The organism is Janthinobacterium sp. GW823-FHT01H08 (genome assembly GCF_058797855.1).
This window is the reverse complement of the sequence record NZ_CM179504.1, coordinates 4711542-4735632: the sequence shown is the minus strand read 5'-3', so window position 1 is coordinate 4735632 and position 24091 is coordinate 4711542. Positions and strand designations below refer to the sequence as shown.

The 24091-nt window shown below is 62.7% G+C and carries 15 protein-coding genes, 1 tRNA gene and 1 pseudogene; 10 read left to right on the top strand and 7 right to left on the bottom strand.

Translation table 11 applies throughout. The features are described 5' to 3' along the window. Window positions 1-7: 7 nt before the first annotated feature. The gene (locus AC3RCG_RS21285) at window positions 8-430 is read right to left on the bottom strand and encodes a hypothetical protein (RefSeq protein WP_492404719.1); all 423 of its coding nucleotides are present in this window, start codon (window positions 428-430) and stop codon (window positions 8-10) included. A 160-nt stretch (window positions 431-590) separates the two neighbouring features. Between AC3RCG_RS21285 and AC3RCG_RS21280 the strand changes: the two genes are divergently transcribed. Continuing rightward, window positions 591-1334: a helix-turn-helix domain-containing protein gene (locus tag AC3RCG_RS21280; protein WP_070219154.1), complete on the top strand. Its 744-nt coding sequence runs from the start codon at window positions 591-593 to the stop codon at window positions 1332-1334. Between the two features lie 24 nt (window positions 1335-1358). Here AC3RCG_RS21280 and AC3RCG_RS21275 read toward each other — a convergent pair whose 3' ends face one another. Beyond that, complete coding sequence (locus AC3RCG_RS21275; RefSeq protein ID WP_492404717.1) at window positions 1359-2813, bottom strand: DUF3999 family protein; 1455 nt, start codon at window positions 2811-2813, stop codon at window positions 1359-1361. Next, complete coding sequence (locus AC3RCG_RS21270; RefSeq protein WP_492404715.1) at window positions 2810-5986, bottom strand: DUF2339 domain-containing protein; 3177 nt, start codon at window positions 5984-5986, stop codon at window positions 2810-2812. The genes AC3RCG_RS21275 and AC3RCG_RS21270 overlap by 4 nt, the downstream gene beginning before the upstream one ends. Window positions 5987-6231: 245 nt before the next feature. Here AC3RCG_RS21270 and AC3RCG_RS21265 point away from each other — a divergent pair, with 245 nt between their 5' ends. Then, the gene (locus AC3RCG_RS21265; protein ID WP_409028128.1) at window positions 6232-8118 is read left to right on the top strand and encodes an MFS transporter; all 1887 of its coding nucleotides are present in this window, start codon (window positions 6232-6234) and stop codon (window positions 8116-8118) included. Window positions 8119-8121: 3 nt separating this feature from the next. Here the strand turns inward: AC3RCG_RS21265 and AC3RCG_RS21260 are convergent, their stop codons facing one another. Then, window positions 8122-9663 (bottom strand): hybrid sensor histidine kinase/response regulator, encoded by a 1542-nt coding sequence (locus tag AC3RCG_RS21260; RefSeq protein WP_492404713.1) that lies wholly within the window; start codon window positions 9661-9663, stop codon window positions 8122-8124. An 8-nt stretch (window positions 9664-9671) separates the two neighbouring features. Continuing rightward, window positions 9672-11186: an ATPase domain-containing protein gene (locus AC3RCG_RS21255; protein WP_492404711.1), complete on the bottom strand. Its 1515-nt coding sequence runs from the start codon at window positions 11184-11186 to the stop codon at window positions 9672-9674. A 420-nt stretch (window positions 11187-11606) separates the two neighbouring features. On the opposite strand from AC3RCG_RS21255, the gene AC3RCG_RS21250 reads away from it, so the two are divergent. From AC3RCG_RS21250 to AC3RCG_RS21225, 6 genes are all read left to right on the top strand, one after another. Further along, window positions 11607-12827, top strand: coding sequence for an efflux RND transporter periplasmic adaptor subunit (locus tag AC3RCG_RS21250; RefSeq protein WP_070290565.1), 1221 nt, complete (start codon window positions 11607-11609; stop codon window positions 12825-12827). 15 nt (window positions 12828-12842) lie between these two features. Next, a complete protein-coding gene (locus AC3RCG_RS21245; protein ID WP_070219160.1) occupies window positions 12843-16007 on the top strand; it encodes an efflux RND transporter permease subunit in 3165 nt (1054 codons plus the stop codon). 1 nt (window position 16008) lies between these two features. Continuing rightward, window positions 16009-17457, top strand: coding sequence for an AdeC/AdeK/OprM family multidrug efflux complex outer membrane factor (gene adeC, locus AC3RCG_RS21240; RefSeq protein WP_121670149.1), 1449 nt, complete (start codon window positions 16009-16011; stop codon window positions 17455-17457). Window positions 17458-17520: 63 nt separating this feature from the next. Next, window positions 17521-18135 carry a TetR/AcrR family transcriptional regulator gene (locus tag AC3RCG_RS21235; RefSeq protein ID WP_070219162.1) on the top strand — a complete coding sequence of 205 codons (615 nt, stop codon included), beginning with the start codon at window positions 17521-17523 and terminating at the stop codon, window positions 18133-18135. A gap of 103 nt (window positions 18136-18238) precedes the next feature. Beyond that, a tRNA-Pro gene (locus AC3RCG_RS21230) sits at window positions 18239-18315 on the top strand. Between the two features lie 333 nt (window positions 18316-18648). Continuing rightward, window positions 18649-19089 (top strand): hypothetical protein, encoded by a 441-nt coding sequence (locus AC3RCG_RS21225; RefSeq protein ID WP_492404708.1) that lies wholly within the window; start codon window positions 18649-18651, stop codon window positions 19087-19089. A 204-nt stretch (window positions 19090-19293) separates the two neighbouring features. Here AC3RCG_RS21225 and AC3RCG_RS21220 read toward each other — a convergent pair. Further along, window positions 19294-19539 (bottom strand): annotated as a pseudogene (locus AC3RCG_RS21220) (integrase core domain-containing protein); the annotation flags it as partial. Continuing rightward, window positions 19533-20528: an AraC family transcriptional regulator gene (locus tag AC3RCG_RS21215; protein WP_121670146.1), complete on the bottom strand. Its 996-nt coding sequence runs from the start codon at window positions 20526-20528 to the stop codon at window positions 19533-19535. The gene AC3RCG_RS21215 and the pseudogene AC3RCG_RS21220, both read right to left, overlap by 7 nt. A gap of 59 nt (window positions 20529-20587) precedes the next feature. Between AC3RCG_RS21215 and AC3RCG_RS21210 the strand changes: the two genes are divergently transcribed. Both AC3RCG_RS21210 and AC3RCG_RS21205 read left to right on the top strand, forming a co-directional pair. After that, complete coding sequence (locus AC3RCG_RS21210; RefSeq protein ID WP_492404706.1) at window positions 20588-21838, top strand: MFS transporter; 1251 nt, start codon at window positions 20588-20590, stop codon at window positions 21836-21838. A 204-nt stretch (window positions 21839-22042) separates the two neighbouring features. After that, window positions 22043-24055 carry a S9 family peptidase gene (locus AC3RCG_RS21205; RefSeq protein ID WP_492404704.1) on the top strand — a complete coding sequence of 671 codons (2013 nt, stop codon included), beginning with the start codon at window positions 22043-22045 and terminating at the stop codon, window positions 24053-24055. Window positions 24056-24091: the final 36 nt, after the last annotated feature.

The window sequence follows — 24091 nt, the reverse complement described above, 5'->3', positions numbered from 1 at the left end:
GTCGGTATTACGCTTTGGAATGGTGCAGCAGCGCCTTGCCCAATTCGTTCGGGATGAAGGCGATGGCCTTGCCGGAAAGAACCAGCATGTGGCCGGTGGACAGCGCCACCACATTGACCACGGTGCCGGCCGCCAGCGACAGGCCCTTGGCCGCTTGCGTGCTCATCTGGATGGACGCGCCGCCTGCTTCGGAAGCGCCTTTCAGCACGATGACGATGCCTTCGCCCACTGTTTCCACGCTGGCAACGACGACCTGGCCGGAGGCGACCAGCATCGACATGGAGCCGGCGACGACGACGGCGGAACCGTCGCTGAGGTTTTGCGAGCCTTTCGACAGGTTCTCCGAGGCGGCGGCGTGCACCAGGCCGGGAGCGGCCACGGAAAGCGTCAACAGCGACAGGGACAGGCAGAGGGGCAGCAGGCGTTTCATGTGTTTCTCCTTCAAATGTGCCAAGTGGCAACGCCATCATTGTAGACTGTGGGCAATTGGTCAATGAAAACGCTACTCGTAGCGGGAAGGCATACCGCAGGTAGCGTATTGCGCTACTTTTTTGCCGCCTGAATCAATGCTATTTTTATAAAGGAAGTGCATGCCGCAAACCCACGCCCTGATCGAGGCCTTGAAACGCTTGTTGAAAGCGCGTTCCGTCACGTATGCCGAGCTGGCCCAGCGCATCGGCGTGTCCGAAGCCAGCGTCAAGCGGATGTTTTCGCAGAAACAATTTACCCTGCAACGGCTGGACCAGATCCTGGTGGCCATCGGCAGCGATTTCCAGCAGCTGGCGCTGGCCGTGCAGTCAGCCCAGGCCGCGCCCACCCTGATCACGGGCCTGACGTATGCGCAGGAAAAGGAAATCATCGAAGACACCCGGCTGTTCGTGGTGGCCGTGTCCGCCCTGAACCTGCTGCCGCTGGAACAGATCGTCGCCATCTACGACATCAGCGAAGCGCAAGCCGTGAAATACCTGCTGCGTCTCGACAAGATCGGTTTTCTGGAACTGCTGCCGAATAACCGGGTCAAACTGCTGGTGGCGCGCACGTTTGCGTGGATACCGAACGGTCCCATCCACACGTATTTCAAAAAGGAAGCCTATGGCGACTACCTGAATTCGCAATTCGATGGCGAAACGGAATTGCTGCGCCTGGTGAACGTGATGCTGTCGAAGAAATCCACGGCAGCCTTGCTGGAGCGCTTGAAGCAAGTGGCGGTGGAATTTTCGCAGCAGCACCAGGAAGACGCGCGTCTGCCTGGTGACGAGCGCCTGGCCATCAGCTTCATGCTGGCGGCACGTCCCTGGATGCCGCAGACGTTCAAGGCGCTGCTGCGGCAGTGAGGCAGCAATGTCGCGGCCAAGCGGCTAATGTTCCTGCTTGTCCGTACTGCCTTGCTCCTCTTTCATTTGCGTCAGCAGGCGCCACGCAAAAAAGCCCAGTACGGCCACGCCCAGCAGAAGCGCAGCCCATAGTGCGGCCAAGCGCCACGGCGCCCCGTCCTTGATGACGCGTGGAGGGGCTTCAGCGCCGGCATTGGTCTGGAGCGGGCCGGCGCTGGCCGTCTTGAGCGCCAGCAATTCGTCTGCCTTGAAGCCGGGCGCCACCTGCGACAGCGGCTGCGCGACGGCGGCGGCGTTGCTGTTGCCGAATGCCAGCTGGTAGGGCGGCTTGTCGCTGGCCAGGAAGACGACAGTGGCTGGTGTCCAGCCCAGGCGCAAGGCGGGCGCATTGCCGGTGGCGAGCGGGTGTTCCGTGGATGTCTGCAGCACCCATTCGCTGGTCTGCGTCACGGGCATGGCCAAGTCGCCCGAAATCCGTTCCTTGCCATCGAGGCCGATGCGGTAAAACGTCGTGCTCAGCAGGGGATCGAAATACGCGCCTTGCGCGGGACGCGCCTGCTGGCGCAGGTGCAGCCGGTGCCGGGGAACATAGCTGTTCTGGCGATACACGCCCAGGGTCACGGGCAGCACCGTATTGGTCTGCGTCAATTGCAGGGCGATGCTGTCGGCGGGAATGGCGAGGGGCGTGGCGTAGCGCCATTCATTCGCCTGCTTGCCAGGCAAGCCTTGCAGCACGACGCTGGCGCGCGGCGCGGCGATGTCCGTTTCGCTGACGGCTTGCGCCGTGATCGCGGCAAAGGCCAGCGGTTCGCCCGCTTGCCAGCTCAGGCGTGCATAGCGAAACGCGCGCGGCGCAAAGGCGATGCTGTCGTTGGCCAGGGTTTGCGTGTCGCTGTTGCTGAGCCAATTCAGGGTGGTGGTGCCGATGGCGTCCCATTGCTTCAGGTCGTCGCTTACTTCCAGCAGCACTTGCGCGCTGTAATTGTCCGTGCGGGCCGGCGGCGTGAAGCGCAGGGCGGAGATGCGCTTGTTTTGCCCTTGCTTGCCCAGGTCGAGGATCAGCGCCTGCAGCGCCGTCGTCGCCGCTGCCGTGCCGGCGCGCGTGCTGACCGACAGCAGCCGGCCATCGTCGGCCGTGCGGATATCGATGCCTTGCAAGCCATCGCCAGTTGCCGGCGTGCCCGTCACGGGGAAGATACGGGCTGGAATGTTCGTGCGCTGCGTGGCCGATTGCGCGGGCGGCGCGCCGATGGCATAGGCCAGGCGCTTGCCGTCGGCGTCGAACAGGCGCAGGTCGGCCAGGCTGGCCGAGCTGGCGTGCAGGTAGACTTCCCTGGGCAACGATAGCTGCACGATGCCCGCGCCGGCAGGCGACTGAATGGGCATGCTCCAGCGATAGTCCTGCGGCCGGTCCTGGCCGGGCGCGGCCAGCGCGGCGCCCGCCAGCAGCAGGCTGCAACAGATCAATATGGGTTTCATGCGGCTCCCGGATGCGGTTCGGCCGGCGCTGTCGCGGCAGCCTTGGGGAAAGGCGCGAGGTAGCCGATCAAGACCATCAGCAAGCCGACACCCACGAAAGAGATGATGCGTTCGATGCCGCCCACGTTCGACAGGTCGATCAGGAACAGTTTCAAGACAACCAGTCCCAGCAGCACGGCGCCCATACTCCATTGCTGGCGCCGCTGCTGGCGGGCCGCATGGCGCATCAGCAGCAGGGCCGTGACACTCCACACGAGCGACAGCATCGCTTGCACGAACTGCGAGGCCAGCATGGCGTCAAAGGTGTAGGGCACGCCGAGGTAGTGCGAGACCGTGCGCAGCAGCATCAGGTTGAACCAGCCATACAGCAAGCACGCGGCCACGACGGGCAAGCGCGCCTGCCACAGGGGCGGCAGCGGGATCTGTCCGGCCGGGAATAAACGGTAGCTGGCAATGGCCAGCAGCACGGCAAAGCCCGTGCTCAGGTCCAGCGGATTGAGCAGCGGCAAGTAGGGCAGCGGTGCCATGGCGCCGTCGTCAAAGACGTTCCATGCGGCGATCAGCAGCAGCGACCACAGCGCGCCCAGCGGTATCAAGGTGCGCTGGTACCACGCGGCAATCGGCGCCACCGGCCAGGCGCCCGCGCGGCAGCGGCGGATCAGCCAGGCCAGTACCAGCATCATGGCCCAGGCCGGCAAGTAGCGGGCCCAGGCAGGGCTGACGCTGTCTTCATGCTGTGCCAGCCAAGTGCTGACGTGCATGGCGCCCACGGGCCACAGCATCAGCCATGGCGCGGCCGTGCGCAGCGTGTGCAGCAGGCGCAGCGCCCGCACGTCGAGTGGCCAGCCCGCTTGCGGCCAGGCCTGCAGCAGGTATTCGCCGGCCGCCAGCGCGCAGGCCAGCGCCAGCCAGCTCAAGCCCGTCGGCAGATAGTCGCGCAGGTACAGCGCCAGCAGCAGCTTGGCGCTCCACAGGCCCAGGCCGAGCCAGGCGGCCACGGTCAACCAGCGCAGTTGCGGCCAATCGAGACGCCGGGCCAGGATGGCGAACACGGGCGTCGTGACGGATACGGCGATCAGGTACAGCGCCAGCCAGTGTTCGCCCGCGTGCGGCTGCATGGTCAGGTCGCCGTCGATCAGGCGCAGCAGCCAGCTGACGAGCGGCACGAGGATGGCGGCAAACCACAGCAAGCCGCTCCAGACCAGCAGGGGGCGCGCTACCAGGGCCAGCAGTTCGTCGCCGCCGCGCGCGCGCAGCGCAAGGAAACGGGCGCTGGCAAAGGCGGCGGCGCCCAGCAGCAGGGCGCTGAGGAAGGAACCGCCGAACAGGCTGGCCGGATGCTGGTCCCAGGCCCAGCTGGCGTGGCTGAGCATGACCATGCCGGCCAGTACCTGCACGGCCAGCAGCAGCGCGCGCGGCGCATGCCATTGTTCGCGCCGCGCCAGTGCCGCCAGCAGGGCCGCCACTGCCAGCGCGCTGATCGTCAGCAGGTTCAGTTGCGTGGCGGCGTCCGTGCGCAGCAGGATTTCGCTCCAGATGCCGCCCAGCAGCCAGGCCGTGGCGGCTGTCAGGAACAGCACGGACATGCTGGCCATGAACTCAGGATGCAAGGGGCTGCCATGGCGGCGGAAATTGTAGGCCATCACCAGCGCGGCGGCGGCCAGCAGCGCGCAGCCGAGCCAGATGTTGGCCTGCAGGGCCAATGCCGTATTGAGTTGCTGCATGGCGATGAGGAAGGCAATCCACGCGGCCCCCTGCACCAGCAGGCCGAAGGCCCAGGCCAGCGTTTGGCGCTGGCGCAAGCCGACCCAGACGATGCCCGCGCCTTCCAGCGCCCAGGCGGCCGACGTCCAGCGGCCATCGAGGGCGAACGGGATGGCCAGCGTGCCGAAGACGATGCCCAGCGCGAGGAAGGCTTCGGCCAGCAGTTTGAAGCCGTTCCTGCGCCACAGGGCCACGGCCAGCCCCGTGTACGTCAAACCGGCGGCCAGGGCGGAAAACGCCAGGCCAAATTCAAAGTGCCGGACCAGGCCGTATTGCAGGCCCATGGCGGCCAGCGGCGTGCCGAACACGAGCGTGCCATCCACGTAGTGCTTGAGGCGCGGCGCCTGGCGCGCGCAGTAGGCGATCGCGATGCCGATATAGAACAGCACGAACAGGATCAAAAACAGTTGCGTCGACAGATAGTGCTCGGGAGTGTAGCGCAGCAGGCCCCAGGTGGTGGCGACGACGAAGGTGAAGCCAAAGCTCAGCACATTCAGCACGCGCCAGGCGCGTTTCAGGGCGATGGCGAAGACGCCCGCATTGAGCAGCGCGTAATAGCTGAACAGGCCGATATGGCTGCCGCTGCCCGTCGACACGAGCAAGGGCACGGCAAAGCCGCCGACGATGCCGAAGACGGCCAGCCAGACGGCGTTTTGCAGCACGGCCAGCAAACACGTGAACGCCGTCAGCACGAACAGCACGGCAAACGCCAGGCCGGCCGGGATCAGTTCATACAGGCGGAAGGCGCCGAACGTCACCAGCATCAATATCGCCAGCGCCGTTCCCTGCAGCGGCAAGCTGATGCCGGGACGCTTGACGCGGATGCGCCAGGCCCAGGCCAGGAGGGCGATGTCGGCCAGCGCGATGCCGGCCAGGCGCAGTTCGATGGGCAGCGTGACCTGCGCCGACACATACTTGAGCAGGAAGCTGACGCCGAGGAAGAGGATCAGCAAGCCCAGCTTGGCGACCAGGTTGCCGGTAAACAGCCAGTTCTTCGCCTTGGCAAACAGGCCATCCGGGCGCGCGATCCAGGACGGGGTATTCGGGGCGGCGGGGACAGGTTTGGCGGGAGCCGGCGCGGCGGGCGGCGCCGGCTTGGGCGGGGCTGGCGCCGGCACTGCCGGCGCCGCCTTTGCCAGTTCGACCGGCTCGGTCATGGCCGCTTGCGGCACCGGCGTCGGCACGGAAACAGGCACCGGCACAGGCACAACACTCTCTACGGCGCGCGGGGCAACTGGCGCGTCGGCCTGGCCTTCCAGCGCTTGCAGGCGCTGCTGGATGCCGTTGACTTCCTTGCGCAGGCGCGCCGTCAGCAGCTCCAGATCGGCCACCTTTCTGCGGTATTGCAATGCCAGCACGAAGGCGGTAATCAGCAAGCCTAGGATGAACAGCGTGATCAATCCAAACATGGAGTAGCTTTCCTGGAAGGGCAGGGCGAAGGCGCCCGAAGTATGCGCACATTACCTTATTATCAAGAGACTGGCGATTTCTGTTGCGTCATGGCAAGTGCCAGGGGCGGCATCAGGAAGACATGCCAGCATGGCGTGGCTGGCTGTTTCTCGTATTGACGCCAAGCAATATGACGACATTCAGATTGTCGCGCGCAAGATAGTGCTGTATTTTAGCAATTCCTTAATTGCCGGTTCCCCATGCCATGAGTCAAAGCAGCCAGTTTTCCTTATTGTCGCAGCGCCGTTTCGGGCCCTTCTTCTGGACCCAGTTCTTTGGCGCCTTCAACGACAATCTGTTCAAGACGGCCCTGATGGTGATCCTCGCCTACGATGCGCTGAGCTGGACCACGCTCGACCCGTCCACCATCACGAATCTGATTCCCGGCCTGTTCATCCTGCCCTACGTCGTGTTTTCGGCCACGGCGGGCCAGCTGGCAGATAAATTCGAAAAGGCGGGCCTGGCCCGTTTCGTGAAATGGATGGAGCTGGCCATCATGGCCGTGGCCGCCGCCGGCTGGATGACGCACACGCTGTGGCTGCTGGTGGCGGCCGTCGTGGGCATGGGCGTGCATTCGACCCTGTTCGGCCCCGTCAAGTATGCGTATTTGCCGCAGCAGCTCAAACCCGAGGAATTGGTCGGCGGCAATGGCCTGATCGAGATGGGGACGTTTGTCGGCATCTTATTGGGTGAAATCCTCGGCGCCGTGCTGATCGTGCACAAGCCGCTGGGCGTGGAACTGGTGGCCGGCGCGACCATCGCCGTGGCCGTCTTCGGCCTGATCGCCAGCTACCGCGTGCCGCGCACGCCCGCGCCCGAGCCGGAGCTGAAGGTGAGTTTGAACTTCGTCGCCGAATCGTTGCGCAACCTGAATTTTTCGCGCAAGAACCGCCCCGTCTTCCTGGCCATGCTGGGCAACTCCTGGTTCTGGTTTTACGGCGCCCTGATCCTGGCCCAGTTCCCCGTGTATTCGAAGGATTTCCTGCATGGCGACCACAGCGTGTTCGTGCTGCTGCTGACCGTGTTTTCCGTCGGTATCGGCACGGGCTCCCTGCTGTGCGAGCGGCTGTCGGGCCACAAGATCGAGATCGGCCTGGTGCCGTTCGGCTCCATCGGCCTGTCGCTGTTCGGCATCGACCTGTATTTCGCCAGCAATGCGTATGCGAATACGCACATCGTCGACGCGCTGGCGTTTGTGGGCCAGGCGGGCGTGCCGCGCATTTTGATCGACATCGTCATGATCGGCGTGTTCGGCGGCTTCTTCATCGTGCCCCTGTTCGCCCTGATCCAGACGCGCTGCGACCCGAAACACATTTCGCGCACGATCGCCGGCATGAATATCCTGAACGCCCTGTTCATGGTGGCGGCCGCCGGCGTGGCCATCGTGCTGCTGGGACGAGGCTTCACCATACCCCAGCTGTTCCTCGTCACGGCGATTCTGAATGCGCTGGTGGCTGCCTACATCTTCTCGCTGGTGCCGGAATTCCTCATGCGCTTCCTGGCGTGGATACTCATCCAGACCGTGCACCGGGTCAAAGTCGTCGATGGCGAGCGCATCCCCGCGGAAGGCGCGGCCGTGCTGGTTTGCAACCACGTCAGCTATGTGGACGCCATCGTCATCATGGCGGCCAGCCCCCGTCCCATCCGCTTCGTCATGGACCACCGTATCTTCAAGATGCCGCTGATGGGCTGGATTTTCCGCACGGCCAAGGCGATTCCCATCGCGCCGGCCAAGGAAGATCCTTTCCTGATGGAAAAAGCCTTCATCGATATCGCGCAAGCGCTGCATCAAGGCGAACTGGTCTGCATCTTCCCCGAAGGCAAGTTGACCCGCACGGGCCAGATCAGCGAATTCAAGGGCGGCATCGCCAAGATCGTCGAGCGCAGCAAGGTACCCGTGATTCCGCTGGCGCTGCGCGGCTTGTGGGGCCATCTGTTGAGCCATCGCAACGGCCATTTGTTCGAGCGCGCCTTCAAGGCGGGCTTGCGCTCGCGTCTGTCGCTGGCCGTGGGCATGCCCGTGGCGCCCGAGGCCGCCACGCCGGAACTGCTGCAGCAAAAGGTGCAGGAATTGCGCGGCAAGTGGAAGTAAGCGCTATGGCGTTTGCGTAGCCGTCCCTTCCTGCCGCGCCAAGTGCGCGCGCAGCAGGGCGGTGATGGCATCGAAATCCACGGGTTTCGTCAGGTGATGGTCGAAACCGGCTTGCTCCGTGCGTGCGCGCGCTTCGCCCTGGCCCCAGCCCGTCAAGGCGATCATCAGCACGTCGCGCCCGTGCGCACGCTGGCGTATCTGGCGCGCCGCTTCGTAGCCATCCATGTCCGGCATGCCCAGATCCATCACCACCAGTTGCGGCCATACCCTGTCGACGGCCGCCAGCGCCTGCGCGCCGCCATACGCGACCTGGGCCGCATAGCCCTCGAGCTGGAACAGGCTTTGCAGGGAATCGGCCGCGTCGCGGTTGTCGTCCACCACCAGCACTGGCACGGGCTGGCCCGCGCCGGCGGGCGTGTCGCTTCCGGCGGAGGGCGGCGTGGCGGACGGGGCAGCACCGGCGCTGGCCGGCAGGGTGACGATGAAGCGGCTGCCACGCCCGGGGCCGTCGCTGTAGGCCTCGATGCTGCCGCCATGCATTTCGGCAAATTGGCGCGCCAGGCTCAGGCCGATGCCCAGGCCGCTGGTCATCTGGCCCGCCACCGTGCGTCCCTGTTCGAACATGGAAAAGATGCGCGCGATGGCGTCCGGGTCGATGCCGATGCCATTGTCTTCGATCATCACCTGCAACTGGCCCTGCGCCAGGCGCGCCGTAATGTGGATGAGCCCGCCGTCCGGCGTGAACTTCACGGCATTCGAGACGATATTGGCAAAGATCTGCACCACCCGGGCATAGTCGGCGTGCAATGTCACGGCATGCGGCGGTAGATCGACGGTGATGCGGATGTGCCGGCTGCTGGCCGCAGGCTGGCATAGTTCGATGACATGCTCGAGTACTTGCTGTAATTCAAATTCCTTGCGCTGCAGCAGGACCTTGCCGCTGGTGATGCGCGCCACGTCGAGCAAGTCATCCACCAGCCGCGTCAGGTGCGTCACCTGGCGCTCGATCACGTCGCTCACCTTGCCGACCTGCGCCGATGCCGGAAACAGATGCTTGAGCAGGGCCACCGAGGACTTGATGGGCGCCAGCGGATTGCGCAGTTCATGCCCGAGGCTGGCAATGAATTCGTCCTTGCGCCGCTGCGTCTCGCGCAACTGGTACTGGCGCTGGCGCGCGCGCAGCATGGCGTGCGCCGAGGTGATCAGGGTCAGGATGTGCACGGGGCGTTCCAGCAGGGTCAGGTTGCCCAGGGTGGAAATAGCTTGCCGCACGGGCAGGGAATCGAGTCCCGCGTGCGTCAGCAGGATGATGGGCAAGTCGGACCAGTCCGGCTGCTGCCGGGCATAGGCGTCGAGCACGGTGTAGACGCCGGCATGCAGCGCCTCGTCCACCGTCAGTACGCCGCCGGCGCCCAGCGCCAGCTGCTCGGCCAGCTCGCCCGGCGAGCGGCAGGCGTGGCTGGCGATGGCGCTGCCCGCCAATACCGTGCCGGCCAGGGCGGCATCCTGGCCGGCAGGCGCGTAGATCAGGATGCGCTGCTCCATGGCTATTCCTAAGGGAAAGGCGTGCCGCCGATGGTGGGCAAGCCCGACAGGATGCCGTGAAAGCCGGCCAGGGCCGGGCCGATGCGGATGCCCTGCGGGCTGATCTCGAAGCGGCGGATGCTGCGCTCGTGCGCGCTGTCGCGTTTCTTGAAGACGGAAATGGCTTGCCGCACCTCGCCTTCCGTTTCGTAGTAGCGTAGCATGATGACGCTGTCGGCCAGGTAGCTGGCGTCGGCCGCCGTCGTCATCGAGGTGCCCAGCATGTTTTGCTGCACGCCGACGAGCAGGGTGGCCACGCCGTGCTGGCTCAGGTAATTGAGCAGTTCATGCAGGTAGGTGCTCTGGAAGCGTTCATCGGGCACCGCATGCATGTAGCCGTTCAGGCTATCGATGACGATCACCCTGGCGCCTCGCTGCGCCGCGTCGACCACGGCCTGGGCGAATTCGCCCGGTGTCATCTCGGCCGGATCGATCTGCTGTGCGCTCAGCAAACCCGTGTCGAGCGCCTCCTGCAGGCGCATGCCCACGCTGTCGGCCCGGGTCACGAGCTTGCTGCGCGCTTCCTCGAACAGGAACATGGCGCACGGTTCGCCGCGCGCGGTGGCCGCGTGCACGAATTGCGCCGCCAGGGTGGACTTGCCGCTGCCGGCGGGGCCGGAAAGGAGCGTGCTCATGCCTTCTTCCAGGCCGCCGCCTATCATGGCGTCGAGTTCGGGCACGCCGCTCGACAGGCGCCGATGGCCGCCATCGCGGCGCGTGTCGGCCGCCACCAGACGGGGATAGACGACCAGGCCGTCACGGGCGATCTTGTAGTCGTGCGTGCCGCTGCGAAACGCCACGCCCCGGTATTTCACCACCCGCACGCGGCGCCGGTCATTGCCATAGTCCTGGTTTTGCAGCTCCAGCGAGATCACGCAATGGGCCACGCTACGCACTTGCAAGCCGTCGTCCAGCGCGGAGCGGTCGTCGATCAGCACGGTGGTGCAGTGCCGGCTGGCCAGGTATTGTTTCAACGCCACGACCTGACGCCGGTAGCGCAAGGGGTTTTCCGCCAGCAGCTGCAGTTCGGACAGCGAATCGAGCACGAGGCGGGCCGGACGGTGCTTTTCGATGGCGGCCAGGATGCGCTGGTTGGTCGAGGCCAGTTCGATTTCCGACGGGTGGAAGATCGTGTACTGGCGCTCGGGGTCGAGTATATCGTCGCTGGGCGCCACTTCTTCGATGGCGATGCCGGCCAGGTCCCAGCCGTGCGACAGGGCCGCGGCGCGCAGCTCGATTTCCGATTCGGCCAGGGCGATATACAGCACGGGCGTGCCCTTGCGCGCCCCTTCGGCCAGAAACTGCAGCGCCAGCGTGGTCTTGCCTGTGCCTGGCACGCCTTCGAGCAGGTACAGGCGCTCGGACAGCAGGCCGCCCGTCAGTATGGTGTCGAGACCGGGGATGCCCGTCGACAGCAGTGGCGGCGCGCCCAAGCCGCCTGCGCCATCGTCTTGCGCCGTTCCTTGCGCCTGTGCTGTCGTCATCGCGTCCTCGCTTCGCCACGCTGTGGTCAATATATTAGCGCGTCCGCCGTGGCATGTCTTTTCGATACCATTGGTAAATAATCACGCCGCCATGCCAGCGGGGGCCGGTAGTGTTGCACACTTGTTGGCAGGTTCAGCAAAGAAATCTTGACCCTGCTAAAGTATTGATTCAATCCAACTCTCCCGCTTTGCCGTTTTGCCGCCGCCGGCCTGAATTTCCGATGGATCCTGCTGGTGCGCACCTGCTGTTGTTGTCGCCATTTAATTGCATCATTAGCAACAAAAAACGCTTAAAGGTTACTTTGTTTCAATTGTAACGCTGCTTGACGATTTTAGAATGATCGTTCATTCTTTGATCTGCGTTAATAAATTTAGTCATTTCTAACGACACTAGCCAGCTTCTTTTTCAGAAAGTCCAAGATGCAACCAACCTTTTCCCTGACGTCGCCGCGTACGAGCGGCGCTATTGCCGTTCTGTGCGCCACTGTAATCATGGCCGGCTGCAGTAAAAAACAGGAAGCACCTCACGCGCAGCAAGCGCCGCAGGTGGTCGTGTTTACTGTTAATCCGGCCGCGTTGCCGATGAGCGCCGAATTGCCCGGCCGCACGAATGCCTACCAGGTCGCCGATGTGCGCCCGCAAGTGGGCGGTTTGATCCAGAAGCGCCTGTTCGTCGAGGGGAGCGATGTGAAAGCGGGCACCGCCCTGTATCAGATCGATTCCGCTACTTACCAAGCCGCCGCCAATTCGGCCAAGGCCGCCCTGTCGAAAGCCAAGGCCAACCTGCTGACGGCCGGTCCGAAAGCATCGCGCTACAAGGAGCTGGTGGCCATCGAAGGCGTCAGCCGTCAAGAGTACGATGATGCCGTCGCCGCGTTCGAGCAAGCGAAGGCAGACGTCGAGTCCGCCACTGCGGCGCTGGAATCGGCGAACATCAACCTGCGCTACAGCACCGTGACGGCGCCGATCAGCGGCCGCACCAGCCGTTCGAGCGTGACGGCCGGCGCGCTGGTGACGGCAGGCCAGGCCGAAGCGCTGACCACCGTGCAGCAACTCGACCCGATCTATGTCGACGTAACCCAGTCGAGCACCGACCTGCTGCGCCTGAAGCGCCAGATGGCCGACGGCTCGCTGAAGAAAGTGGGCGAAGGCCAGGCCAAGGTCGACTTGATCCTGCCGGACGGCAGCAAGTACGGCGCATCGGGCAAGCTGCAGTTTGCCGGCGTGACGGTCGATCCGACCACCGGCAACGTGATCTTGCGCGCGCTGTTCCCGAACCCGAAAGGCGAATTGCTGCCAGGTATGTACGTGCGTGCGCAGCTGGAAACGGGCGTGGATGAGAAAGCCATTACCGTGCCGCAAGTGGGCGTGACGCGCAACCAGAAGGGCCAGGCCACGGCCCTGATCCTGAACAAGGAAAACAAGGTCGAGCAGCGCGTGCTGACCACCAGCGGCACCGTCGGCACCAACTGGCTGGTGACGTCCGGCCTGGCCGCAGGCGACCGCGTGATCGTGGAAGGCTTGCAAAAAGTCAAGCCAGGCGCGCCGGCCGTTGCCGTGCCGGCCAAGGCCGAAGCTGCTCCTGCGCCAGCGCCCGCCGCTGCCGCTTCTGCCGCCGCATCGGCTGCCAGCGCCCACTAATTCAGGAGAATATTAATGGCCCGTTTTTTCATTGACCGCCCGATTTTTGCCTGGGTGGTCGCGATCGTCATCATGCTTGCCGGCGTGATTTCGATCCTCAGCCTGCCGATCGCGCAGTACCCGAGCATCGCTCCGCCGTCGATTTCGATCAGCGGCTCCTACCCTGGCGCCTCCGCCAAGACCGTGGAAGATGCGGTCACCCAGGTCATCGAACAAAAGATGAAGGGTATCGACGGCTTGCGCTACATGTCTTCGTCGAGCGATGCGACTGGCGGCATCAGCATCACCTTGACGTTTACCAGCGGCACCAATCCCGACATCGCCCAGGTGCAGGTACAGAACAAGCTGCAGCTGGCCACGCCACTGCTGCCGACGGCTGTCACGCAACAGGGTCTTGTCGTGTCGAAAGCCACGAAGAACTTCCTGATGGTGTTCGGCTTCATTTCCGAAAACGGCAAGATGGACCAGACCGACTTGAGCGACTATGTGGCCGCCAACGTCGTCGATCCGCTGAGCCGTGTTGCCGGCGTGGGCGATGTAACCCTGTTCGGTTCGCAGTACGCCATGCGTATCTGGCTCGACCCGGCCAAGCTGCAAAGTTTTAACCTGACCCCGGCGGACGTGATCACGGCCGTGCAGGCGCAGAATGCGGAAGTGTCGGCCGGTGAATTGGGCGGCACGCCGTCCGTCAAGGGCCAGCAGCTGAACGCGACCGTGTCGGCGCAAAGCCGTTTGCAAACGGTGGAGCAGTTCGGCGCCATCTTGCTGAAAACCACGACCAACGGTGCCATGGTGTACCTGAAGGACGTGGCCAGCATGGAACTGGGCCGCGAGAACTACAACACCGTGGCCCGCTACAACGGCCATGCGGCCACCGGCGTGGCGATCAAGCTGGCGACGGGCGCCAACGCGCTCGATACGGCCAATGCGGCGAAAGCCATGCTGGGCAACCTGAGCAAGCAATTCCCTGAAGGCATGAGCTACCAGGTGGCGTTCGACACCACTCCGTTCGTGAAACTGTCCATCGAAGAAGTGGTGAAAACCCTGGTCGAAGCGGTCATCCTGGTGTTCCTGGTGATGTATTTGTTCCTGCAAAACTTCCGCGCCACCCTGATCCCGACCATGGCCGTGCCGGTCGTGCTGCTCGGTACCTTCGGCATCCTGAATGCGTTCGGCTATTCGATCAATACGCTCACCATGTTCGCCATGGTGCTGGCCATCGGCCTGCTGGTCGACGATGCGATCGTGGTGGTGGAAAACGTCGAGCGCGTGATGAGCGAAGAGGGCTTGTCGCCGCTGGAAGCGACGCGCAAGTCCATGACGCAGATCACGGGCGCGCTGGTCGGTATCGCCATGGTGCTGTCGGCCGTGTTCGTGCCGATGGCCTTCTTCGGCGGTTCGACGGGCGTGATTTACCGCCAGTTCTCGATCACGATCGTGTCGTCGATGGTGCTGTCCGTCGTCGTCGCGCTGGTGTTTACGCCAGCCTTGTGCGCCACCCTGTTGAAACCGGTCGAGAAGGGCCATCACGCGACGAACAAGGGTTTCTTCGGCTGGTTCAACCGCAGCTTCGACCGCAGCAGCAATAAATACCAGGGCTGGGTCGGCGCCATGATCACGCACCGTTTCCGCTCGATGCTGCTGTACGTGCTGCTGCTGGCTGGCCTGGTGTTCATCTTCATGCGCCTGCCGACCTCCTTCCTGCCGGAAGAAGACCAGGGCATCCTGTTTACGCAGATTCAATTGCCGACGGGCGCCACGCAAGAGCGCACCCTGAAAGTGATCGAACAGGTCGAAGACCACTTCATGAACAGCGAGAAAGACAACGTCGCTTCCGTGTTTGCCGTCGCCGGTTTCAGCTTCGGCGGTAACGGCCAGAATACGGGTATCGCCTTCGTGCGCCTGAAAGACTGGTCGCTGCGCAAGGACGTGGCGCAAAAAGCGCCGGCCGTGGCCGGTCGCGCCATGGGCAAGTTGTTGCAGATCAAGGATGCGATGGTATTTACCTTCGCTCCGCCTGCCGTGCTGGAACTGGGTAACGCCACCGGTTTCGACATGCAGCTGCAGGATATCGGCGGTGTCGGCCATGACGCCCTGATGGCGGCGCGTAACCAGTTGCTGGGCATGGCGTCGCAAAACCCGGCCATGGTGGGCGTGCGCCCGAACGGCCAGGAAGATACGCCGCAATACAAGATCGACATCGACCAGCAGAAAGCCACCGCGCTGGGCTTGCAGATATCGGAAATCAACCGCGTGCTGAGCGTGGGCTGGGGTAGCTCGTATGTGAACGACTTCCTCGACCGTGGCCGCGTGAAGAAAGTGTTCATGCAAGGCAATGCCGAATCGCGCATGCTGCCGGAAGACTTGAACAAGTGGTTCGTGCGCAACACGGCTGGCCAGATGGTGCCGTTCTCCGCCTTTGCCACCGGCAAGTGGATTTACGCGTCGCCACGCCTGGAACGCTACAACGGCTTGCCGTCGGTCGAGATCCTCGGTACGCCGGCGCCGGGCCAGAGCACGGGCGCCGCCATGAACGCGATGGAAGAGATGGTGGCGAAGTTGCCGCCTGGCATCGGCTTCAGCTGGACCGGCGTATCGCTGGAAGAGCGCGAATCCGGTTCGCAGACGCCGCAGCTGTACGCGCTGTCGCTGCTGATCGTCTTCCTGTGTCTGGCTGCGCTGTATGAAAGCTGGTCGATTCCATTCTCCGTGCTGCTGGTCGTGCCGCTGGGCGTGATCGGCGCCGTGCTCGGCACGTGGCTGTTCGGCCTGTCGAACGACGTGTACTTCCAGGTGGGCTTGCTCACGGTGGTGGGTCTGTCGGCGAAGAACGCGATTCTGATCGTGGAATTTGCCAAGGAAATGCAGGAATCGGGCATGTCGCTGCTGGACGCGACCTTGCATGCGGTGCGTCTGCGTCTGCGTCCGATTCTGATGACCTCGATTGCCTTCGGCCTGGGCGTGTTGCCGCTGGCCATTTCCAGCGGCGCCGGTTCCGGCAGCCAGAACGCCATCGGTATCGGCGTGCTGGGCGGTATGTTGACGGCCACGTTCCTCGGTATCTTCTTCGTGCCGGTGTTCTTCGTGCTGGTGCGCGGCTTCTTCTCGAAGCCGGACGCGCCCGCCACGCCGGCGACGCCTGGTTCGCCAGCCGTCACGCTTTCCAAGGATGCACATTAATATGAAAAAATCACTACTCTCCATGGCGGCGCTGGCCTTGCTGGCCGGTTGCAGCCTGGCTCCCACGTACGAGCGTCCGGCAGCGCCGGCGCCGACGGCGTGGCCGACGGGCCCTTCCTACAAGGCCGACACGGCCGCCGCCGACGCCAAGCCGGTGGCGGACATCGCCTGGCGCGAGTTCTTTGCCGATGCGCGCCTGCGCCAGGTACTGGAACTGGCGCTGGCCAACAACCGCGACCTGCGCGTCTCGATCCTGAACATCGAGAAGGCGCGCGCCACCTACGGCATCGAACGCGCCGCCCTGATCCCGACCCTGTCGGCCTCGGGCGGCCAGTCGGCCACGCGCATTTCGAAAAATGCCAGCCCGACGGGCGAAGCGTCCATCAACCGCCAGTACACGGCGAACCTGGGCGTATCGGCCTACGAGCTGGACTTCTTCGGCCGCGTGCGCAGCCTGTCCGACAGCGCGCTGGAACAGTACCTGGGCACGGAAGAAGCACGCCGTGCACAACAGATCAGTCTGGTGGCCGAAGTGGCCAGCACCTATCTGAACCTGGTGGCCGACCAGCAGCGTCTGCGCGTGGCGCAGGACACCCTGAAGAGCCAGCAGTCGTCGTATGACCTGGCCGTGCGCCGCTTCAGCGCGGGCGCCACCTCGGGCCTGGACAAGTACGATGCCCAGACCAGCGTCGAGTCGGCCCGTTCCGACGTGGCTGTCTACACGAGCCAGGTGGCGCTGGACCAGAACGCGCTGGTCTTGCTGGTGGGCGGCCCCGTGCCGGCTGACTTGCTGCCGCCAGCCGAGTTCGGCACCGTGACGGCGCTGACGGACATTCCGTCCGGCGTGCCGTCGGACGTGCTGCAACGCCGTCCCGACGTGCTGGCGGCGGAGCGCACCTTGCGCGCCGCCAATGCCAACATCGGCGCGGCGCGCGCGGCTTTCTTCCCGCGCATTTCGCTGACGGCCACGGCCGGTTCGGTCAGCGACAACCTGTCGGGCCTGTTCAAGGCGGGCAGCGGCACGTGGAGTTTCCTGCCGCAGATCAGCTTGCCGATCTTCGATGGCGGCGTGAACCGCGCCAACCTCGATATCGCCAAGGTGCAGCGTGAAATCTCCGTGGCGCAATACGAAAAGGCGATCCAGGTCGCCTTCCGCGAAGTGTCCGATGCGCTGGCCCAGCGCGGCACCATCGACGAGCGCCTGCAGTCGCAGGTCTCGCTGGTCGAGGCGTCGACGAAGAGCTACACCATCCACGATGCGCGCTACAAGCAGGGCGCCGAGTCCTACCTGAACGCCCTGGTGGCCCAGCGCGCGCTGTACACGGCGCAGCAAAGCCTGATCACGGCGCGCCTGGCCAAATCGACCAACCTGGTCACCTTGTACAAGGTGCTGGGCGGCGGTTGGCAGCCTGAGCAGGCAGCCGTCGCGGCGGCTGGCGGCGCCCAATAATCACGGGGACGCCGACGCCGGCCTTGCCCGCAAGGGCAGGGCCGGCGCGCTACTGGAAAAGTCATGAACCAAGTTGAAAAGAAGCATCCGGATCCCGAGCGCGCCAACACGCGGCGCAAGCAGGTGCTCGATGCGGCCGAAAGCTGCTTCAGCCGCCGCGGTTTCCACGGCGCCAGCATGGCCGAGATATCGAAGGCGGCCGGCATGAGCGCGGGCCACATCTATAATTATTTTGACAGCAAGGATGCGATCATCGCCGCCTTCGTCATGCAGAATACGGAGCGCGTCTCCAATTTGATGCAGGACCTGGCGCAGCGCGAAGACCCGCTGCAGGCCGTGATCGACAATGCGGGCGAGCATGTGCTCGAAGCGCTGGACCCGACCACGTGGATGATGCCGCTGGAAATCTTTGCCGAAGCGTCGCGCAATCCGGCGATCGCGGAAATGCTGCAATGCTCGGACCGGCGTTCGCGCCAGTTATTTCTCTCCATCATCCGGGATGCGCGCATCAAGCGCGGCTTGCCGGCCGACGAGGAGATGTTGCAGGGGCGCCTCGATGCCCTGGTGGCGCTGTATCAGGGCTTGCCCGTGCGCTTCATTCACCATCCGGACGTGAAGGTCGAACCGCTGATCGCGGGCTTTCGCATCGTCCTGACGGCGCTGCTGCTGAGCGAATAGGGCGCTTGAGCGGGACATGCAAAAAAGTTTGCGCAGATCGACATGAATCGCGCGCAAAAGCATGGCAAAAACCTAAAAGCGTCTGCTATAATTCCCACCTCGTCGGGGCGTAGCGCAGCCTGGTAGCGTACATGCATGGGGTGCATGGGGTCGGAAGTTCGAATCTTCTCGCCCCGACCATTAGATTCAAGGAGTTACAGCGCAAGCTGTATAGAAACCCAGTACTGTTTATTATACGTTTGTATAATATCGGTGCTGGGTTTTTCCGTTTATATGACGTATGATTTTCGTTGCAGCATGCCGATGTCCGTTGAACAGGCATGCGCTGCTGCTTGCCTGCCTTTACGGGCAAGAACACAATCGTCTTCAACGATTCTGAACGCAAGTCGATTCTGCGTCGAATTTCCCCCGGCCTGCTTTCAGCGACGCTAACGACTGCAAGAGCAGCCGCCCGATAGAATAGAGCTTGTTTAATTCAGGGCATGCAGTTGCCCATTTCTAAGTATGGAATCAATGACGGTGATGGCAACAAAGTGGAAGAGCCAGGAGGTGCGAAGCTGCAATGGCCTTCTGTGCAGCAATGGTGATCTCTACGACGTGCACGCAACCAGAATGGCCAGGGTACGTGAAAAACGGGAACTTGGCGGTTGGCTCAATGTCGCGATTCTGGCGCAAGAAGAGTTGTATGGTGGACAGTACATGGTTAAGTGCGGAGAGGCTGCGGAACACGGCTCAATCGGCGTAGTCGTTTTGGAATCGCTGCAAAATCATGAACCTGTTTGGACGTTTGTTTCGGATCAATCCAATCCATTTGATCAAATAACAATCAAGGGCGGCTTGGTGTTGGTGCTGTCAACGTCAGGCGCCGTGTTACGGTTTGGTGCGCCAATGAGGGAGGCAAGGCTTCTGCTCCCGAGTACTTCGATCCATGGTTCTAACGACGAGCGCTTGTAAAGTGAGACGCTGCGCGTCCGCTATGCTTAGGTGATGCCTTTTAAGCAGCCTCCGGCCACAAGCGGTCAGTCGTGAACAGGGAGACAGATGGGCCTCATCAACAGATGTGAAGCGTCGCTACGATTATTTGGCGACGACCTCATTCCTGAAGAGGTGTGCCGTCTATTCGGCCATTTCCCTTCGCAGGCATGGATGGTAATCCCCCTATTTTTTTGAGCGCGTTAAAAGTAGAGCTTGAGCGGCCATCGCAAGCTTCTGTTTTGGCGTGATGGCGTCAAGTGCCGTGTTCGGCCGGTCGTGATTGCCAGTCCACAGCCAGCGGGTTGCCAAATCCTGGATATCCTCGAGCGTTTCAAACAAATAATGGGCCAACCAGTCGTAACGCACCGTGCGGTTATGTCGCTGAAAAATGGATTGATCAGCGCTTCCCTCCGCTATTCTCCTCAAAGCATTTGCCGACAGGCACCCGGCGGCGTGCCGATGACGCGCTTAAAAGCACGACTGAACGCGGCTTGCGATGTATAGCCAAGGCGTCGGGCGACGACGTCGATGGACACGCTTTCGTGAGTGAGCAATTGTCTCGCAAGGCGCATTCTCAATTCCGTGGCATAGCGCAAGGGCGGCACTCCGATGGTGGTTTCAAAGCGTTGGGCGAAAACAGAGCGAGAGATATGGCACTCCGCAGCCAACTGCGCAACTGTCCATTCACGACCAGGCTGGCGGTGCAGCGCCAATATGGCGCGAGCAAGGCGCGGATCACGCAAGGCGGCGAGGAGACCGGAAGCGTTTTCACAACCGCATTCAATCCAGCCGCGCACGATCATTGCTGCCGCGACCTCCGCCAGGCGAGCCAGAATGCCTGCAAAGCCAATACGGCCGGCACAGATTTCACGCTTCATTGAATCAAGAACAGGCAGCAACCCGGGATAGCCTTGCGCTTGCGTGTCGGCCACCATGACAGTTGGCATCAGCTTGCCGATCCCTTGCATCCCGCCGAGATCGAATTCCATGCAGCCGTAAAAAATAACGGCACTGGGCACGGGGTGCGTACTGGGACATGTGTCTACTCCGCTAACGGATTCACCCAGGGGCGCGACATCGAACTTTTCGATGTCCTGAAATGCAATACCCGCATCCGATAGAAGCTGATGTCTCCTGCCGTGAGGCATGAACACCGCGCTACCGGCGGACAGCTTATGCAACTCACCATCATCGGTACACAGGAAGGCAGTGCCAACAGCGAGGAAGTGGAAGTAGGCGTGGCCTGGCCTGTCTTCAAAGCCTATGCCGAAAGCTGGACCGGTCTGAATACGCCGGTACTGGACTCCACGCAGGCGCATGCCTGTCAATAGTTCATTGACGAGATTAGATAATGGAAAAATTTGATTTTGCTTGCTCATTTTAGGTGTTTCGATCAAAACATCCGGACTTGCCATCATAGATCATCCTGCATTTTACCTCTAGACTTTCGACTCCGATTGTTTTAGGGATTTTAGAGATGAACAACGATGTTTTTGCTACCGAGCAAACGCCCAACGCGAACGATGTGTCTGTTCCAGAGCCAGCGACAGCGGCATGGATGGCAGTGTTTTCACTGGCCATGGGGGTTTTCGGTTTACTGACGGCGGAGTACCTGCCAGCCAGTCTGCTGACCCCGATGGCCTTCGATCTTGGCGTATCGGAGGCACTAGCTGGTCAGGCAGTGACGGTGACGGCCGTAGTGGCCATGTTCGCCGGGCTGTCGGTGCCAGTTCTAACGCGTAATTTTGACCGGCGTGTCGTCTTGTTGGCTTTCACGGTGCTGATGATCGCCTCCAACTTGCTGGTGGCGTTGTCCTCAAGCTTGACAGTATTATTGGTGATGCGCATTCTTCTGGGCGTCGCGTTAGGAGGCTTCTGGAGCATGGCGGCAGCCGTGGCCATGCGACTGGTGCCGGCAAAGCTGGTGCCGCGAGCGCTATCCATCATATTCAGCGGCATCGCCATCGGGACGGTCGTTTCCGTACCGTTGGGCAGCTACTTAGGGGGCATATATGGCTGGCGCAGTGCATTTATAGCAGCCGCGGCTGTCGGAGGGCTGACACTTTTGTTTCAATTGTTCACGCTGCCCCGTATGGCGCCGCGCACGATGATGCGCACCACATCGGTACTGCGATTGCTCCGTCGCCCGGGGATTGGAATCGGGATGTTGGGCTGCGTACTGGCCCATACCGGGCAATATGCATTGTTCACCTATATTCGCCCCGCTCTTGAAAGCGTTGTCCATATAGATGTAAACGGTTTGTCTCTGATGCTCCTGGGTTTTGGTGTCGCCAACTTCGTTGGCACGCTGCTGGCCGGCTGGCTAATGGAGCGTAGCCTGCGTGCCACTTTAGTGCTCATGCCTGCGCTGGTGGGCTTGGCGGCATTCGGCATGATCCTGCTGCCAGTCCAGGGAACAGGCCTGATGTTTTTGGTCGCTCTGTGGGGCCTGGCGTTCGGCGGCGTACCTGTCGCCTGGTCCAACTGGGTAGCCCGTGCTGTCCCGGATCAAGCGGAGACAGCAGGCGGCATGGTCGTCGCTGCGGTGCAATCGTCAATAGCTGCCGGCGCTGCATTGGGTGGCATTATGTTCGGCTTTAGTGGAGTGACAGGCGTTTTCATGATTGCTGGCGTTGTGATGCTGTTCGCCGCTCTCGTTATCGCTTTAAAAGTTCGCGTGGAACTGCCGCAGCACGGTGCGACCGCTGCCCCGGTGCTGCACGGTTGAACGTAAGCCACATCCGAACTGTCCGCCGTCGCCATGCGGACATGCATCATCTGCTATGCAGTTCATCCCTCGTTTCCACCATCCTGTGCCCCGATTTTCGTCCCCTGTTTCTGTCATCAACCTGGCAGCACGGCTTTGACCTATGATTTGCTGGCACATGCACCATGATTATGTTTTCCTTCATCCCACAACCATGAGGTGTCCATGATTCGCTATGTCCTGCCTGCCCTGTTGTTCGCCAGCGCCCTGCCGGCGCATGCCCAAGCCCCTGTCAAGGAAACGCCGCTGATCGAGCGCACCAAGCTGTTCGGCAATCCCAGCAAGTCCGGTGGCAAGCTCAGCCCCGATGGACGGTGGCTGTCGTGGATCGCGCCGCGCGATGGCGTGCTCAATGTGTGGGTGGCGCCGGCCGGCGATCTGGCGCAGGCGCGGCCGCTGACGGAAGAAAAGGTGCGTCCCATCCGCGGCAGCTTCTGGTCGCCCGATTCGACAACCCTGCTGTTCATCCAGGACAAGGGCGGCGACGAGAATTTCCTGCTGTACGGCGTGAACGTGGCGACCGGCAAGCAGGTCAATTACACGCCGTTCGAGAAGACGCGCGTGCGCATCGTCCAGATCAGCAGCAAGGTCAAGGACCGCATCCTCGTCGGCATCAATAACCGCGATGCGCGCTGGCACGACGTGTACAGCCTGGACCTGGCCAGCGGCAAGCTGACCCTGGTGCAGCAGAACGATGGCTATGGCGGCTACCTGGCCGATGAATTGCTCAATCTGCGTATCGCCAGCAAGGCGCGCGCCGATGGCGGCATGCAGTATTTCCGCCTGACGGACGGCAAGGTCGAGAGCACGCCGCTGACCGAAGTGGGCCTGGAAGACTCGCAGACGACGGCGCCGCTGGCGTTTACGGTGGACGGCAAGACCTTGTACTGGACCGATTCGCGCGGCCGCAATACCTCGGCGCTGCTGGCGCAGGACGTGGCCAGCGGCAAGACCACGGTCATGGCGCAAGATCCGCGCGCCGACATCGCCGATGCGCTGTACGACACGCGCACGGGCCGGGTGCAGGCCTATACGGTCAATTACCTGCAGCAGGAATATCTGCCGTTGGCGGACGATCTGAAAGCCGACCTGGAGTTCCTGAAGAAAAATACCCAGGGCCAGTTCACGGTGACCTCGCGCACGGATGCCGACGATAAATGGCTGGTGAGTGTCGATGCCGTCACGGCGCCCCCATCGAGCTGGCTGTACGAGCGCAAGACCAAAAAGCTCACGCGGCTGTACGTGACGCGTCCGGAACTGGAAGGCGCGCCGCTGGTGCCCATGTATCCGCAGCAAATCAAGGCGCGCGACGGCCTGAACCTCGTGTCTTACCTGACCCTGCCGCAGGCGTCGAAGGCGGGCGCCGGCGGCAAGGCCACGCAGGCGGTGCCGATGGTGCTGCTGGTGCACGGCGGCCCGTGGGCGCGCGACACCTATGGCTACAACGGTTACCACCAGTGGCTGGCCAACCGCGGCTATGCCGTGCTGTCGGTGAACTTCCGGGGCTCGACGGGCTTCGGCAAGCAGTTCATTTCGGCCGGCGACTTGCAGTGGGGCCGCAAGATGCATGACGACTTGCTCGATGCGGTGCAATGGGCGGTGAAAAGCGGCGTGACGAGCGCCGACAAGGTCGCCATCATGGGCGGCTCCTACGGCGGCTACGCCACCCTGGCCGGCATGGCGTTCACGCCGACGACGTTTGCCTGCGGCGTCGACATCGTCGGCCCGTCGAACCTGTTTACCTTGCTGCAAACCATCCCGCCGTACTGGGAAGCGGGCAAGCAGCAGTTCTACAAGCGCATGGGCGACCCGACTACGGAAGAGGGCAGGGCGCTGCTCAAGGAACGCTCGCCGCTGAACTTTGCGCAGAATATCCAGCGCCCGCTGCTGATCGGCCAGGGAGCGAACGACCCGAGAGTCAACGTGGCTGAATCGGACCAGATCGTGGCGGCCATGGCGGCGAAGAATATTCCCGTCACCTATGTGCTGTTCCCCGATGAGGGCCATGGCTTTGCCCGGCCCGTCAACAACATCGCCTTCAATGCCGTGACGGAAAACTTCCTGGGGCAATGCCTGGCGGGCCGCGCCGAGCCGATCGGGGCCACCCTGAAGGCATCCACCGCGCAGGTCAAGCATGGCGCCGAGTTTGCGCCGGGCTTGCAGGAGGCGATGCGCTAAGAGCCTGTCCCAGGGGATGTATGCATCCGCTGGGAC